General features: G+C 63.1%; 13 protein-coding genes. 6 read left to right on the top strand and 7 right to left on the bottom strand.

What is annotated here, in order from left to right:
- Positions 1-186: 186 nt before the first annotated feature.
- Positions 187-1,506, top strand: coding sequence for a Na+/H+ antiporter NhaC family protein (locus GKC70_RS12600; protein ID WP_317870655.1), 1,320 nt, complete (start codon positions 187-189; stop codon positions 1,504-1,506).
- A gap of 115 nt (positions 1,507-1,621) precedes the next feature.
- On the top strand, positions 1,622-2,242 hold the full coding sequence (locus GKC70_RS12595; RefSeq protein WP_342648833.1) for a pentapeptide repeat-containing protein: 621 nt from the start codon (positions 1,622-1,624) through the stop codon (positions 2,240-2,242).
- A 703-nt stretch (positions 2,243-2,945) separates the two neighbouring features.
- Here GKC70_RS12595 and GKC70_RS12590 read toward each other — a convergent pair.
- From GKC70_RS12590 to GKC70_RS12570, 5 genes are read right to left on the bottom strand one after another with little or no spacing between them, the layout of a single operon-like run.
- Positions 2,946-3,857, bottom strand: a complete 912-nt coding sequence (locus GKC70_RS12590; protein WP_342648832.1) for a LysR family transcriptional regulator — start codon at positions 3,855-3,857, stop codon at positions 2,946-2,948.
- A 53-nt stretch (positions 3,858-3,910) separates the two neighbouring features.
- The gene (locus GKC70_RS12585; protein ID WP_342648831.1) at positions 3,911-4,879 is read right to left on the bottom strand and encodes a lysylphosphatidylglycerol synthase domain-containing protein; all 969 of its coding nucleotides are present in this window, start codon (positions 4,877-4,879) and stop codon (positions 3,911-3,913) included.
- Positions 4,879-6,084 carry a cardiolipin synthase ClsB gene (clsB, locus tag GKC70_RS12580; protein WP_342648830.1) on the bottom strand — a complete coding sequence of 402 codons (1,206 nt, stop codon included), beginning with the start codon at positions 6,082-6,084 and terminating at the stop codon, positions 4,879-4,881. The genes GKC70_RS12585 and clsB overlap by 1 nt, the downstream gene beginning before the upstream one ends.
- Entirely contained in the window at positions 6,081-6,866 is a 786-nt protein-coding gene (locus GKC70_RS12575; RefSeq protein ID WP_295487223.1) for an endonuclease/exonuclease/phosphatase family protein, read from the bottom strand. Before GKC70_RS12575 ends, clsB begins: the two co-directional genes overlap by 4 nt.
- Positions 6,863-7,780 (bottom strand): DUF72 domain-containing protein, encoded by a 918-nt coding sequence (locus GKC70_RS12570; RefSeq protein WP_342648829.1) that lies wholly within the window; start codon positions 7,778-7,780, stop codon positions 6,863-6,865. The genes GKC70_RS12575 and GKC70_RS12570 overlap by 4 nt, the downstream gene beginning before the upstream one ends.
- 203 nt (positions 7,781-7,983) lie before the next feature.
- Between GKC70_RS12570 and GKC70_RS12565 the strand changes: the two genes are divergently transcribed.
- Complete coding sequence (locus GKC70_RS12565) at positions 7,984-8,535, top strand: ATP-dependent Clp protease proteolytic subunit (protein WP_039577571.1); 552 nt, start codon at positions 7,984-7,986, stop codon at positions 8,533-8,535.
- Between the two features lie 9 nt (positions 8,536-8,544).
- Here the strand turns inward: GKC70_RS12565 and GKC70_RS12560 are convergent, their stop codons facing one another.
- Entirely contained in the window at positions 8,545-12,687 is a 4,143-nt protein-coding gene (locus GKC70_RS12560; protein WP_342648828.1) for a CheR family methyltransferase, read from the bottom strand.
- Positions 12,688-13,021: 334 nt separating this feature from the next.
- Here GKC70_RS12560 and GKC70_RS12555 point away from each other — a divergent pair, with 334 nt between their 5' ends.
- From GKC70_RS12555 to GKC70_RS12545, 3 genes are all read left to right on the top strand, one after another.
- Positions 13,022-13,237 (top strand): general stress protein, encoded by a 216-nt coding sequence (locus GKC70_RS12555; RefSeq protein WP_304484950.1) that lies wholly within the window; start codon positions 13,022-13,024, stop codon positions 13,235-13,237.
- A 74-nt stretch (positions 13,238-13,311) separates the two neighbouring features.
- The gene (locus GKC70_RS12550) at positions 13,312-14,535 is read left to right on the top strand and encodes a zinc-dependent alcohol dehydrogenase (RefSeq protein ID WP_342648827.1); all 1,224 of its coding nucleotides are present in this window, start codon (positions 13,312-13,314) and stop codon (positions 14,533-14,535) included.
- Between the two features lie 95 nt (positions 14,536-14,630).
- A complete protein-coding gene (locus GKC70_RS12545; RefSeq protein WP_052192032.1) occupies positions 14,631-14,936 on the top strand; it encodes a DUF6555 family protein in 306 nt (101 codons plus the stop codon).
- Positions 14,937-14,949: 13 nt separating this feature from the next.
- On the opposite strand, the gene GKC70_RS12540 is transcribed toward GKC70_RS12545, so the two are convergent.
- Positions 14,950-15,957, bottom strand: a complete 1,008-nt coding sequence (locus GKC70_RS12540; protein WP_342648826.1) for an aldo/keto reductase — start codon at positions 15,955-15,957, stop codon at positions 14,950-14,952.
- Positions 15,958-16,018 lie beyond the last annotated feature (61 nt).

The raw sequence follows: 16,018 nt of genomic DNA, 5'->3' as shown, positions 1-16,018 counted from the left end.
ACGTGAATATTCGATGACGTGGGCGTGCTTGGCGTAAATGCCCTGGGTCGGCAGTTTTGACATCCCTGGTCGAGTGCTTCAGAGTGTGCGCCCTCCAGAACCACACCCCCTGTTCCGGCCACTGCCTCGCGCAGTCTGTCGCCGGACGCTGGTTTTTCGTCTGTCGTCAACGAGGTATTGCACACCATGAATGCAGTGATTGCCGCGGTCGGGATCATGCTGATACTGAGCCTGTCCCGCGTGCATGTGGTCATCGCGCTGATCGTCGGCGCCCTGGCCGGTGGACTGGTCGGCGGCCTGGGCATCGAGGGCACGCTCGCCGCGTTCAATGGCGGCCTGGGCGGCGGCGCGCCGGTGGCGCTGTCGTATGCGCTGCTGGGCGCCTTTGCCGTGGCCATCGCCAAGTCGGGGCTGGCCCATGCCCTGGCCGACCGCGCCTTGGCGATGATCGACCGCCAGGGCCATGACCACAGCGGTCGGCTGAAGTGGCTGCTGATTGGCCTGATGTTGGTGGTGGCGGTGGCGTCGCAGAACGTGCTGCCGATCCACATCGCCTTCATCCCGCTGCTGGTGCCGCCGCTACTGTACGTGCTGACGCGCCTGCGCATCGACCGTCGGTTGATCGCCTGTGTGATCACCTTCGGGCTGATTACGCCTTACATTTTTCTGCCGGTTGGGTTCGGCAACATCTTCCTCAATCAGATTCTGCTGGCCAACGTCAGCCGTGCGGGCGTGGATGTCAGCGGGATCAACGTCACCCATGCCATGGCACTGCCAGCGGCGGGCATGTTGGTCGGTCTGCTGCTGGCGGTGTTCGTCAGCTACCGGCGCAAGCGTGACTATGACCTGGCGCGGATCGAAGAGGTGGAGCAGGTCAGCGTGCGCTACAACCCGGTGACCTTGCTGGTGGCGGGGGTAGCCATCGCGGCGGCGTTCATCGTTCAGCTGTGGCTGGACTCGATGATCATTGGAGCGATGGTGGGGTTCCTGATCTTCTCGCTGTCGGGGATCGTGCGTTGGAAGGACACTGACGATCTATTCACCGAAGGCATGAAGATGATGGCGATGATCGGCTTCATCATGATCGCTGCTTCCGGGTTTGCCGAGGTGATGAAAGCGACGGGTGAGGTGAAGAGCCTGGTCGAGACGGCGGCGCAGTGGATCGACCATAGCAAGGGCATTGGCGCCTTGTTGATGCTGCTGGTGGGGTTGCTGGTGACCATGGGAATTGGGTCGTCGTTTTCCACAGTGCCGATTCTGGCGGCGATCTTCGTGCCGCTGTGTGTGCAACTGGGGTTCGATCCGTTGGCTACCGTGTGTATTGTCGGGACGGCGGGGGCCTTGGGCGATGCGGGGTCGCCGGCTTCCGATTCTACGTTGGGGCCGACTTCGGGGTTGAATGTGGACGGGCAGCATCATCATATCTGGGACACGGTGGTGCCTACGTTCATTCACTACAACTTGCCGTTGCTAGGCTTTGGGTGGGTGGCGGCGATGGTGCTCTAGGGGATAGCTTGTAGCTTGTAGCTTGTAGCTTGTAGCTTGTGGCTTTCAGCTTGTCCCTTGAACTGAAGCAGCAGGTCGCTATGATGTTTCGATTGAGCGTTTATGGGCTTGTTGTGTGAATCAGGTAAAAGACAAGTGGCGCAATCGTGAGTACCTGGACAGTGTGGCTGGCTGTGTTGATTCGATTGTGGCGGGGCGGGCAGTTATTGAGCATGTTGATCTCTCGGGAATTGTTATTGGTCCGGGCGCTGTATTGAACCAGTTAAAGGCTGTCAATCTCTTTGAGTCAGAACTACGTGGGGTTGATCTGTCTGGCTCGAAAATATCGGGGAGTCTGAGTGACAGCGTGTTTGTGGGTGTCAACTTTGAGCGCGCATCCTTAGATAGGGCACTGATGTGTAATGTCGAAATGAAAGGTTGTGATTTCTCGAAGAGCAGGCTCGTGATCAACATGGATGATGCTGTCTGTGAGGACACCGCCTTTTTTCGCGCCAGATTCTTGGGTGGGGGATCTGGGGTGGAGTATGGCGGGCGTCGGGTGACATTCGTAGGGTGTGATTTTACCGAGGCGGTGTTCGACAGGGTTGAGTTTAGGGCTTCTAAGTTTGTTGAATGCACGTTTACTGGGGCGGCATTCAAGCGATGCGACTTTCGCGGGGTTAAGTTTCAAGGTGGGACTTTGCCGTTTGCTCACCAGTTTGAATCTATGGAAGTACCTGACGTGGGTTTGCGCTGAATCAGTCGAGGGGGGGCGATTTTTTGGGCTTATCCGTTTGCGGTGGTGAGGCTTAGTCACCGTTTCGCCTTTACGGCGACCCTCTTTTTTTCTTGGAAAAAAGAGGGGCAAAAACCGCTTGCTCCCGCATCCGGCCCCTTCGCTGCGCTGCGGGGTTCCCTCGCGCCGGTGGCACTCCGGGGGTACCGCGCTTAGGGCCATCCATGGCCCCAAGCGCTTGACGGGCATCCATGCCCGTCAACCCCCTCCATGCCACCTCTGCTCGGCCTCCTGAGGTCGCGATGGGCGGCGTCTGAACTGGCGCGCGCTTAGAAGCAGGGCGGTGGGGCAGATGTTCTGGAGCGCTGCGCGATCAAATCGCCGTTGCCGTTGCCGTTGATCTTGCTCTTGGTGCGCGGTAGCTCGAACACCGCCAACCGCGACCTCAGGAGGCCGAGCAGAGGCGTTGCGCAGGGAGGTGACGGGCATGGATGCTCGTCAAGCGCTTGGGGCCAGGACGGCCCCTAAGCGCGGTCCTCCCGGAGCGACGCCGGCGCGAGGGGACCCCTGCGCGCAGCGCAGGGGCCGTATGCGGGAGCAAGCGGTTTTTGCCCCTCTTTTTTCCAAGAAAAAAAGAGGGTCGCCGTAAAGGCGAAAAGGTGACTAAAAATCAACAAAAATTCAAAGACTTAACCAAATCCCCAAATCCCCAAATCCTAAATCATCAACCCTCCCGCCGATACATCCGACACTCCGCCAACAACGCCAGCAAATTCGGCTCCCGCTCACGCGCCTTCAAAAACACCACCCCAATATCCTGCTGCAACTGATACCGCTCGCGCAGCGCAATCAACCTCACCCGATTCTCATACACCGCCGCAATCCGCCCTGGCAACAACGCATACCCCACCCCCGAACTGACCATGCTCAGCAGCGTGAAGATGTCGTTCACCTGCATCGCCACCTTCGGCTCGAACCCCGCCTGGCCGAACACCCGCGCCCCGTCCCGGTGAGTCGCAAACCCCTGCGTCAGGGTGATGAACGTCGAGTCGGCCAAGTCCGCCAGATCCACCTCGTCCTGCTCGGCGAACGGCGAATCGCTTGGCACGGCCAGGAAGATATCGTCGGAAAACAAGGCCAGGTGCGCGCAGGCTGGGTCCTCGATGCTCTCGTCGAGCGCCACCAGAATTGCATCGAGTTCGTGATTTTTCAGGCGATGCAGCAAATCCACGTTCGAGCCCAAGGTGAGATCGATATTCAGCTCACTGCGTCGCAGCTTCAGCCCCATCACCAGCTTCGGTACGGTCTTGACCGTCAGCGAGTACAACGCACCGAGCCGAAAGCGCTCGGCATAGAAACCGGCTGCCTCGCGGGTCTGGCGCACCATCTGCTCGGCGTCCTGCAGCAACTGGCGGGCCTTTTTCTCCAGCACATAAGCGCTTTCCAATGGGATCAACTGGCGACCCTCGTGCTTGAACAGCGGGCAGCGCAGCGCGTTTTCCAGCGAATGAATGGCGCGGTGCACGCTCACCGCGCTGGTCGACAGCTCACTCGCCGCACGGCCCAAGCTGCCGCTGCGCATGAAGGCCAGGAACGTCTCCAGCTTCTTGAGGGTCAGTTCTTCGTCGATCAACATGCACGGCGCTCGTTATCCGGGAGCGCCGATCATGCCACAGCCTGGGCGGACGATCAGCGCGGGTCCGCTTCTTGCGGCCGGTTCCGATCCTGTTGGCGCAACGCCTTGGCGCGTTTTTCCAGCACCACGTAAGCGATCAACGCGAGCAACAGCGGAATCAGGTAGTACAGCGTGCGATAGCCCAACAACGCGGCGACCAGCGTACCCTGGCTCAATTGCCCGTGAAGCAGCGCCAGGAACACCGTTTCCAACACCCCCAGGCCAGCAGGAATGTGCGCGACCACCCCAGCGATGCAGCTGATCAGCAACACACCCAGGATCGACGGATAAAACAGCGCGTGCGGCAGCAACAGATAGATCAGCGCCGCCATCAACGCCCAGTTGCTCGCGCCCAGAGCCACTTGGCACAGCGCCAGGCGCCAGGATGGCAAGGTGATTTCGTGCCCACGAATATGCCAGGTGCGGCGCTTGGCGAACGCGCAGGCGAACAGGTAGGCGAGGGCGACGGCCACCATGGCCACGCCGATCAGTTGCAGACCGCTGGCGCCGACCGCCCAGCCCTCCGGCAACTTCACCAGGCGCAGGGCGAACACGCTGCCGGCCAGCAGCAGGTAGCCCATCCAGTTGGTCAGCAAGCCCAGCGTGAGGATCCGGGTGATGGTGGCGGTGTCCAGGCCCAGCCGGCCGTACAGCCGATAACGCAAGGCCACACCGCCTACCCAAGTGGTGAAATTGAGGTTGAAGGCATAGCACACGAAGGCCACCGGCAGCACTTGTCGGGCAGGCAGGCGGTGTCCGGTGTAGGCGCGCCCGAGCAGGTCGTAGCTGGCGAATACCAGGTAGCTGGTGAGCGCCAGCAACAGGCCCAGCGCCAGGGTTGCCGTGCTGTAGGCCAGCAGCGACTGGCGCACCTCGTCCCAGTCCAGATTGCGCGCCAGGGTATAGAGCAGGGTGGGTATGAGGATGATGAAGCACAGGGTCAGCACCCGCTTGCCCCAGACCTTCCATGACTTCTCGGCCATCAGACGTTGCCCTCGTGCAGCTCACCCTGTTCCTGAACCGAAGGCAGGACCGACTTCAAGCGCTGCCGATGAGCCGGGAACAGGCCAGCGATGCGCGGAAAATAGCGAGTGAAGTGAAAGCCCAGGAAGATCAGCGGCGCTCGCCACCAGTAGCCACGAATCATGCGTTCCAGGGTGACTGGCTTGCACTGCTCGCCGGCCAGCTCACTCAGGTGCTGGTACAACTGCTGGTTGAATGCGCGGTCGCGGATCATCAGGTTGGCTTCCAGGTTCAGCGACAGGCTCAAGGGGTCGAGGTTGCTGGAGCCGACGGTGGACCACTGCTCGTCCACCAGCGCGACCTTGCCGTGCAGCGGACGTCGACAGTATTCGTGAATGCGCACATCGTCGCGCAGCAGGTAGTTGTACAGCAGCCGCGAGATGGCTCGCACCCAGCGCATGTCCGGTTGGCCTTGCAGGATCAACGTCACCTGCACGCCGCGTCGGGCGGCATTGCGCAGCTCGCGCAGGAGTCGGTAGCCGGGGAAGAAGTAGGCGTTGGCCACCACGATGCGCCGCTCGGCCTGGCGGAACATCTGCAGGTACTGGTCCTCGATGTCGGTGCGGTGACGGACATTGTCACGCTGCACCAGCGTGGCTTGCGCAGCGCCGGTGGGCGCGGTCACCGGCTCGACGGTGTCGGCGCGGTCCAGGACCGGGGCCATCAGGCGACGGCTGCTGGTATGAACCTGGGCCACCACCGGCCCGGTGACCTCCACGGCGTAGTCCTGCTTGGCCATGGGACCGAAGTCGCCCAAGTGATCGGCGCTGTAGTTGATGCCGCCGACGAACGCCCGCTGGCCATCGATGACCACGATCTTGCGGTGCAGCCGCCTAAACAGATTGGTTCGCATACCCGCCAGCATCGGCTGCGGGTCGAAGGCATGGAAGTGCACGCCGGCTTCGACCATCGAGGTGACGAAGCCGTCGGGCAGCTCGCCAGCGCCATAGCCATCGGCTACCACTTCGACCCGCACCCCGCGCTGGGCGGCGTCGATCAATGTCTGGCGTAACTGCTGGCCGACCTTGTCGTCGTAGATGATGAAGGTCTCCAGAAGGATTTCCGTGCGCGCGGCCGCCATCGCCTCGAATACACGCGGGTAGTACTGCTCGCCGTTGATCAGCAGCTCGACATGGTTGCCGTCGACCCAGGATGGTTGCTTCAAAGGTTCACCTCCGCTGCGAGCGGTGCGTGGTCGGAGAGGTGCGACCAGGGGTATTTGGAAAGCACCTGCGCCTGGCTGGGCATGGCGTTGCGCAGGTAGATGCGGTCCAGGCGCAGCGCCGGCCAGCGGGCCGGGAAGCTGCGCGCCGGAGTGCCGAAGCGTTCGCCGAAGGCTTCGACCAGGTGCTGGCTGAGCACGTCGTCGGCTTTCAGGCGCCAATCGTTGAAGTCGCCAGCGACGATTACAGGCGCACTGGCCGGCAGGCTGTCGAGCAGTTCCAGCAGCAACTCGACCTGACGCTGGCGATGCGCTTCGCGCAGGCCCAGGTGCACACAGATGGCGTGAACCTGGTCGTGCCCAGGCACGTCGAGGCGGCAGTGCAGCAAACCGCGTTCCTCGTTGCCCTTGATCGACACATCGAGGTTGCGATGGTCGAGAATCGGGAATTTCGACAGCAGTGCGTTGCCGTGGTCGCCGTGCGGATAGACCGCATTGCGGCCATAAGCGAACTGCGGCCACATGCTGTCGGCGAGGAATTCGTACTGCGGCGTCTGCGGCCAGCCCGGATGCCGCTGGGCATGCGCGTGATGGCTGCCATGCACCTCTTGCAGGAACACCAGGTCGGCTCCGGTAGCGCGCACCGCTTCACGCAGCTCTGGCAGGATGAAGCGGCGGTTGAACGGCGCGAAGCCCTTGTGCACGTTGAGCGTCAGCACGTTCAGGCGACGCACGGCGGCGCGGGTGTCGACGGCTGGGCTGGGCTGGGTCAGCGGCTCGATCACAGCGGCACCTCCGTTTCCACGCCGGGCTCGGTGACCAACTCGCCGTCCAGTCCCAGCTTGCTCAGCAGGCGTCGCGCATCGAAGGGGGCGTGCACTTTCTGGTCATTGTCGAAGTAGCAGTACACGTCGCGACTCGTCCGTTTGCGCGGTGGCTTGTCCAGTACGCAGTGCGCATCGGCCGGCTGCTCGCCACGGCTCCAGGCCTGGATGCGCAGGCGCCAGTGGCGCAGCGCCCGTGCGGTGTAACCGCTGCTGTACAGCTCGACATCGCCATGCAGGCGCAAATAGACGAAATCGGCGGTAAGGTCTTCGACGCACGGCCACTTGCCTGCACTGTCGGCGACCACCAGGGCCACCTTGTGCTTGCGCAGCAGCGTGATGAACGCCTCGCACAGAAAGCTCTCATGGCGGATCTCGATGGCGTGACGCAGCGGTGCGTTGCCTTTGATGGCCACGCCGCCGTTGTCTTCGAAGCGTTCGCTGCAGTGCCGTGCGCAGTCGCGCGCGGCTTTGCGGTCGCGCGGCAGATGCTCGAGGAAGTGGCTGAAGCGCGCCTCGTCGAATTTCAGGTTAGGCGGGAACTGCCAGAGAATGGGACCCAGCTTGTCGCCCAGCAGTAATAGGCCGGAGGCGAAGAAGTTGGCCATGGCTTCGTCGATGTCCTTGAGCCGGCGCACGTGGGTGATGTAGCGCGGTGCCTTGACCGAGAACACGAAGTCTTCGGGCGTCTCGTCGCGCCATTGCCGGTAACGTTCCGGGGTTTGCAGCGCGTAGAACGAGCCGTTGATCTCGATGCTGTTCACTGCACGCGAGGCGAATGCCAGCTCGTCGTCCTGACGCAGACCTGAGGGGTAGAAGTCCTTGCGCCACGGAGCATAGCGCCAGCCAGAAATGCCGATGCGAATGTCGCTCACGGGGTCTCCTTGGAATCGGTCGATACAGAGTGTGCGACTGAAACGAAGGGGTGGGGGTTCCGAATGGATGATCAGCGCGCGCTGGACGGTGCAGCGCCGGTCAGCGACGGTCGCCGAGCGGTGGTCGCGGGGAACTTTGCCGCGGCGCACGATTCCACCGAGAGCCGGATGCCCGAGGCGCCCGGACCACTCTGGAGGTGTTCATGGCCCGACATATCATCCACTTCACCGGCCCGATCAATTCCTCGACCTGCGGCAACTTGATCAACACCTGCTCGCGCGCTGTCCAGCAAGGTGCCGAGGCGCTGCAGATCAACATCGCGACCATGGGCGGGGAGTGCAGCTACGGTTTTACGCTGTACAACTTCCTTCTGGCTCAACCGATACCGGTGCACACCCACAATCTCGGCACCGTCGAGTCGATGGGCAACATCCTGTTCCTGGCAGGCAGCCGGCGTACCGCCTGCCGCTACAGCAAGTTCCTGTTCCACCCGTTTCACTGGACGCTGCATGGCTCGGTGGACCATTCGCGCATGGCCGAATACGCCATGAGCCTGGACTACGACCTGAGGCTGTACGCCGAAATCGTCGCCGAACGCACGCAGGGATCGCGCGAAGACCTGGACGTCACCCGCTACCTGATGGCGTACCCGCGTATCCTTGGCCCCGCCGAGGCGCTGGCCAGCGGGATGATCCACGCCATCGACGAATTGCCGCTGGCCGGTGACGTGGTGCAGTGGAGCGTGCATGCCTGAGGCCAGGCCTCAGTAAGGCACCGACCCACTCAACGACTCGATCACCTCGATCAGTTCGTCGTAACCCACCGGCTTGTTCAGGTGGCGGTCGAAGCCCGACTGCCGCGACTTGTGCTGATCGGCACTGGCGCCGTAGCCGGTCAAGGCAATGGCCGGTGTGCTGCGCAGGTGTTCCAGGCTGCGCAGGGCCTTGATCAAGGCATGGCCATCCATGCCCGGCATGCCGATGTCCGAGAGGATGATGTCGTAGCGGTCCTGCCCGGCCGCCTCCAGCGCCTTGCGCGGATCGCTGTAGGCGTGCACCACGGCGCTTTCCATCTCCAGCAATTGCTGCATCACGTCCAGCACCTCGATCGAGTCGTCCACCAACAGCACGCAGATGCCATGCAGACGGCCCTCGGTCTGTTGCGGCGGGGCGTCGGCGCGCTCGTCCTGGCGTGCTGCGCTGAGCGGTAGACGTACGCTGAAGACGCAGCCCTGGCCTAGGCCCGGCGACTGCGCGCGCACCGTGCCGTCATGCGCTTCGACCAGTTGGCGGACCAACGACAAGCCGATGCCCAGTCCTTCGCGGTTGTGGCTGGTGGCGGCAGGGGCGGCCTGGCTGAACAGGTCGAAAATCTTTTCCAGGCTGTCCTCGCGCAGGCCTACTCCTTGGTCGATGACTTGCAGCAGGGCCTGGTCGTCTTCGCGGCTGAGCAGCAGATGAATCTCGCCGCCGTCGGGGCTGAATTTCAGGGCGTTGTTCAGCAAGTTCCAGATGATCTGCTCCAGCCGCGTACTGTCGCCTTCGATGTACAGCGGCTGACCATCGGCCGGCACGCTCAGGCGTACCGTGCAGTTGTGCTGTTCGCTCGACACCACCGCATGAATACCCAGCAGGATCGCGGTGAGATCGACCGATTCGGTCCGCAACTTGAGCTTGCCGGTACGGATACGTGCCACATCGAGCAGATCGTCGATGATCCGGGCCTGGCTCGACACCGCTTCGCAGATGGTGCTGACCGCCTTGCTCGCGGTGCCTGCACCTTTGATCACGGGCAGGCGGCGGAGGATTTCGGCGTTGAGCTGGATGAGGTTCAGCGGATGCTTGAGCTCGTGGGACATCACCGCGAAGAACTCGTCCTTCAGGTGGCTGGAGGTTTGCGACTCGGCCAATTGTTTGCTCTGCTCATCGTGCAGGCGTTTGTGGCCGGTGAGGTCGCGGGCGATCTTGACGTAGCCGCGCAGGCTGCTGCCCTTGAGCAGCGAAACCTCGCCGCTGCAATAGAAACGGCTGCCGTCCTTGCGCACGTGCCAGCGTTCGTCCTGGCCGCGCCCATTGACCCGGGCACTGTGCAGTTCGCGCTCGGGCACGCTGCCCTGGCGATCCTCCTCGGTGAAGATCAACTCGTAGTGTCGTCCCAGGACTTCTTCCTTGGTATAGCCGAAAATCAGGGTAGCGCCGGTGTTCCAGTCGCTGATCGAGCCCTGCTCGTCGAGCAGGATGATGGCAAAGTCATGGGTGCTTTCGGCCACCAGGCGCATGCGTTCCTCGCCCAGGCGCAGGCGTTCTTCGGTGGCGCGGCTCTTGCTGATGTCGATGAAGGTCAACACCGTGCCGTCGATTTTCTGCTCGCTGGAGCGGTAGGCCAGCAGCCGGGTGAAGTACCAGTGCTGGTCCTGGCCGCTGATCTCGCGCTCGATGCTGGTGCCGCCCTGCGCCACGGCGCGGGCGTCGTCGGCCAGCTCCGGGTAGTTCAGGCGGTGGGTGATGTCGAGCAGCGAGCGGCCGGTGTCGACCGGCAGCATGTTGAAGATGTCGGTGGCGCGCGGGGTGAACCAGCGGATGCACAGGTTGCGGTCGACGAACACCGTGGCGATGTCGGTGGAGGCGATCAGGTTGCTCAGGTAGTCGTTGACCTTGTCGGTTTCCTCGACTTTGTTCTTGAGTTCGTAGTTGACCGTCAGCAATTCCTCGTTGATCGACTGCAACTCTTCCTTGCTGGTTTCCAGTTCTTCGCTGGCCGAGCGTAGCTCCTCGTTGATGGCCTGCATCTCTTCATTGGAGGCGGTCAGTTCCTCGCTGGAAATCTCCGATTGCTCGATGGTTTCCTGCAACTGCAAGCGCGTGCGCTGCAGTTCACGCTCCAGGTTGGTCAGCACCATGCTGTCGGTCTGGCGGATGCCGCCGGCCAGGGCAATGGAAGGGTCTGGGGCGCGTTCCTCGAAGACCACCAGCAGGCACTCGCTGACGCTGGGGTCGTCCTTGTGCGGGTGGACGACGATTTCCACCTGGATTCGCTCGTCGTCTTCGCCCAATTCGACCGGGCGCGAAGTGACTGCCTGGGAGCCCTGGCGTGCCTGGAACAGGGTGCTGCGCAAGGCCAGACGCAGGCTGGGCAGCACCAGATTGATCAGGTTGCGGCTCGGCTCGCCGCCGGTCAGTTGCAGAAAGCGACCGACGCCGTCGCTCATGTGCAGGATCATGCCTTCGCCATCGACGATCAGGCTGGGTGGGCTGCGCCGGGCCAGGGCGCGGTGATGGACTTCGGCGTAGGACGGCTTGCGCGCAGCGCGCGTCTTGACCGGGGTGCCCGGGGTGGCGGGCGGCAGGTCGGCGCCGGTCAGCCGGCGTCCGGAGTGGCGCAGGCCACTGGGCATTTCGCGGGCGCGGAAGATGCGGTTGCGCTTGTCCACCGGGGCGAACAGCTCGCCGGCCAGGTCTGCCGACTCGGAGGATCCGAGGAACAGGTAACCGCCGGGGCGCAGGGCGAAGTGGAACATCTGCAGAATGTCGCGCTGCACCTCACGGTCGAGGTAGATCAGCAGATTGCGGCACACCACCAGGTCGATCTGCGAGAACGGCGGGTCGGACAACAGGTTGTGCCGAGCGAACAGCACCTGCTCGCGCACCTCCTTGCGCACCCGGTAGTGCTGGTCTTCCTTGCTGAAGAACTGGCGTAGCCGCCCGGGCGGCACATCGGTGACGATCGCTTCGGAATAGTTGCCGCTGCGCGCTTGCGTGATGGCGCGCCCGTCCAGGTCGGTGGCGAACACCTGGACCTTGGCCTCGCGCTTCTCCAGGGCCAGTTGCTCGCTGACCAGCATGGCCAGGCTGTAGGCTTCTTCGCCGGTGGAGCAGCCTGCGGACCAGACGCGAATGTCGGCGGGGCCTTCGCCGCTTTCGCCGTCGCTGACCAACTCGGGCAACACATGCCGCTCGAGGGCTTCGAAGGCTTCGCGGTCGCGGAAGAAGTTGGTCACGCCGATGAGCATGTCGGCCAGCAACTCATCGGACTCCTCCGGATGCTGCTCCAGGTAACGGTAGTAGCCGGGCAGGTCGGTCTGCGCGGTCACGTGCAGGCGCCGTTCGATGCGACGCAACACGGTGGCGCGCTTGTAGTGCTGGAAGTCATGGCCGGTGTTGGCGCGCAGCAGCAGGAGGATTTCCTCGAGCAGCGGTTCGGCCTGCTGCGGGTCGCCCTCGCGGATGCCCAGCGGCGGCGGCATGTTCTGCTCGTCCACTTCCGGCAGGCGCACTTGCTTGGCCTTGAGCCAGATTTCCATCAACTTCTGGGCCATATCGGCTGCCGGCATGACGAAGTCCACCAGGCCGGTGGCGATGGCGGCGCGGGGCATGCTGTCGTGCAGGGCGTCGTCTGGTGTTTGCACCAGGGTCACGCCGCCCTGTTCCTTGATCCGCGACAGGCCCACTGCACCATCGGCGCCCGTGCCCGAAAGCACCACGCAGAAGGCATGGTCCTTGTGCACGTCGGCCAGGTCGCGGAAGAACAGGTCAATGGCCACATGGTCGCCACGACGGCGATTGGCCGGGCTGACGCGCAGATAGCCGTCGTTGGTGGAAAGCCGGCTGGCCGGTGAGATCACGTAGACGTGGTTGCGCTCGATCGGCACTGGCGCTGTCACCTGGCGCACGGGCATTCGCGTTACGCCCTGAATGATATGGTCCGCCATGCTCTGATGGTCCGGGGACAGGTGCAGTACCACCACGAATGCCATGCCGCAGTCGGCAGGCATCTGTTCGAAGAAGGTACAGATGGCCTCGATGCCGCCGGCCGATGCGCCGATGCCCACCACCGGAAAATCGAGGTGACTGGGCATCAGTTTGCGATTGATCGGTGAGGCGGTGGACTGGTTGGGAGACGACGTCATGGCACGGCCTTGTACAGGGCGAGAGGACCACCCAGAGAGGGGAATCGGACAGGGTGAGGGAGTATAGGCTTCGCAGCGTCGAGGGCGAAAGCGGTGGCTAAGGCTCGCCTCTCCGGGATTGGGACTTGGACTTGAGGCGCGCAGGAAAGTGCTGGTATAGCGGCAATATTCATCGTGGCATGCAGAACGGCCAATACTGGGGCGCTAAAGTCAGGCCCCGGCGCCTTTAGCGCCGCCGGTCAGAGATTCATCAAAACGATGGAGCGCGGTGTCAGGCGACTGTCGGAACCAGGGTAGGACCGGCTGGCCACAGAATCCTGACAGGAGACATGACATGGCACATGAACATGAGCAGGACCGCCCAAGCAAGCGCGGCGGCACCCGGCAGACCAATCCGGGCAATTTCGCCAATGACCCCGAGCGCGCATCGCGAGCTGGTCAAAAGGGCGGACAGAACTCTGGCGGCAACTTTGCCAACGACCGCGAGCGTGCCTCCGAGGCCGGGCGTAGGGGCGGGCAGAATAGCCGCGGCGGCGCACGCGATGCTTGATGGCTAGACTCTGAACAGGCCCGGTCATCCCTTTGCCTGGGCCAGTGGCAATCCTCAGCCCTGGAGAGCGAATCATGCGTGCATTGACCTATCACGGCGCCGGTGATGTGCGGGTAGACACGGTGGCCGATCCCATTCTGCAAGACCCCGACGACCTGATTCTACGCGTGACCGCGACCGCGATCTGCGGCTCGGACCTGCACCTTTATCGCGGCAAGATTCCCATGGTCGAGCAAGGCGATATCCTCGGGCACGAGTTCATGGGCATCGTCGAGGAAGTCGGCAGCGGCGTGACGGCGGTGCAGCGCGGGGACCGGGTGGTGATTCCCTTCGTGATCGCCTGCGGTGGTTGTTTCTTCTGCCAGCACGAATTGTTCGCGGCGTGCGAGACCACCAACACGGGTCGCGGCGCCATCCTCAACAAGAAGGCCATCCCGCCGGGGGCGGCGTTGTTCGGCTACAGCCATTTGTATGGCGGCATCGCGGGTGGGCAGGCCGATTACGTTCGGGTGCCGAAGGCCAACGTCGGCCCGTTCAAGGTGCCGGGGCATCTGGCTGACGACAAGGTGCTGTTTCTCTCCGACATCCTGCCGACGGCCTGGCAGGCGGTGGTCAATGCCGACGTGGGCGAAGGCTCTTCATTGGCCATCTACGGGGCCGGCCCGGTCGGCCTACTGTCGGCGGCGTGCGCACGCATGCTGGGCGTGGAACGCATCTTCATGGTCGACAGCTGCGGTTATCGGCTCGATTACGCCCGCCAGGCTTACGGTGTGATTCCCATTGATTTCTCCCACGATGACGATCCGGCCGACACCATCATCCGCCAGACCGCTGGCATGCGCGGGGTGGACGCGGTGATCGACGCAGTAGGCTTCGAGGCCAAGGGCAGCGCTACTGAGTCGGTACTCACCGCCTTGAAGATCGAAGGCAGCAGCGGCAAGGCGCTGCGCCAGAGTATTGCTGCCGTGCGGCGCGGCGGAGTGGTGAGCGTGCCGGGGGTGTATGCCGGTTTCGTCCATGGTTTCCTGTTCGGCGACGCCTTCGACAAGGGCCTGACCTTCAAGATGGGGCAGACCCATGTCCAGCGCTATTTGCCCGAGTTGCTGGAGCATATCGAGGCGGGGCGGTTAAATCCGGAGGCGATCGTCACCCATCGCCTGGCGCTGGAGGACGCTGCGCGTGGCTATGAGCTGTTCGACGAGATGCAGGAGCGCTGCCGCAAGGTGATCCTGCAGCCCGGTGCGGTGCCGGATCCCGAGATCGAGGCCGTGCGCCGAAGCTTGGCGGGGCAGGACTGAACGCACTGTTTATCCATTTGTTCGACAATTTTCTGAATCTTCGCGATGAAGCCCGATCAATCTAGGGTCATCCATGGAGAACAGGAGGCCCAGAAATGCCAGCTCCACAGTTGTACGTCATCGAATACAAGCAGCATGGGCAGCTGCGCAGCTTCATCATTCGATCGGAGCGCATGGACAATGCCGAGGCTTGGCATTGGGCCAGTTGCGATGCGGGGGTGGGCATCATTCCCAAGTTCGGGCGAGAGAAGATCAAGAAAGTCAGCCGGCCCATGGCTGAACGCTACGGCATTACCGATGTGACCTGGCGGTTGTCCGGAAGCGGTGCCGGACGCAACGGCAGCGACAGCCCGCAACGCACCGAGCCGCTGTCTGGCGGCGAGATGCGTGTGCTGGTGTGATCACCGGGTTAAGTCAGCGCGGCAGCCGCCCGCTGACGAAATGCGCGACATCGTTGAATCCCGGGGTCGAAGCATGTCCTGGGGTGACCAGTGAATCGACGAAGGCTTCGTCTTCAGTGCTGATCTGGACCTCCAGCGCGCCGGCGTAGGTTTGCCACTGCGCCTCGGTGCGCGGGCCGACGATGGCCGAGCTGATCAATTGGTTGTTGAGTACCCAGGCAATGGCGAATTCGACCATGCCGACCCCTTTGGCCTGGGTGTACGCGTGGATCTTCTGGGCGATGGCCAGCGATTCCTGCCGCCATTCCACCTCCAAGATGCGTTTGTCCTGACGCGCCGCACGGCTGCCTTGCTCAGGTGTGGCGCCCGGTGCGTACTTGCCGCTGAGCACGCCGCGCGCCAGCGGGCTGAAGGGCACCACGCCCAAGCCATGGTAGGCGGCTGCCGTGAGCTGCTCGGGCTCGGCCTGGCGGTTGACGATGTTGTACAGCGGTTGGCTGACCACCGGTTTGGCCACACCCAGGCGCTCGGCCAGGTTGCAGATCTCGGCGATGCGCCAGCCGCGGAAGTTGGACACGCCCCAGTAGCGGATCTTGCCTTGCTGCAGCAGGTCCCCCATGGCGCGCACGGTTTCCTCCAGCGGCACCTGGTGGTCCTCGCGGTGCAGGTAGTAGATGTCCAGGTAATCGGTGTTCATGCGCGTGAGCGTGGCGTGCAGGGCATTGAACAGGTGCTTGCGTGACAGACCGCTACGGTTGGGCAGTCCGTCGACCGGACCATAGCCGCCTTTGGAGGCGACCACCCAGTCCTGACGATGATGCGCCACCGCCTGGCCGACGATTTCCTCGGAGCGTCCGGCGTTGTACACATCGGCGGTGTCGATGAAGTTGATGCCCTGGTCCCAGGCCTGGCCGATGATCTTCAGCGCAGTCGGGGTGTCGGTCTGTTCGCCGAACATCATGCTGCCCAGGGTCAGGGCGGAAACGTGCAGGCCGGAGCGGCCGAGGGGGCGGTAGCGCATGCTGAAGGTCCTTGCATCGGGGGAGGGGATCGGTCCGTTTTACACACAACGCCGTGGCTTT

It is taken from the genome of Pseudomonas sp. REB1044 (genome assembly GCF_038813925.1).
GTDB lineage: Bacteria > Pseudomonadota > Gammaproteobacteria > Pseudomonadales > Pseudomonadaceae > Aquipseudomonas > Aquipseudomonas boreofloridensis.
Note: the sequence above shows the minus strand (reverse complement) of the source record. Positions and strands in the feature narration are given on the sequence as shown.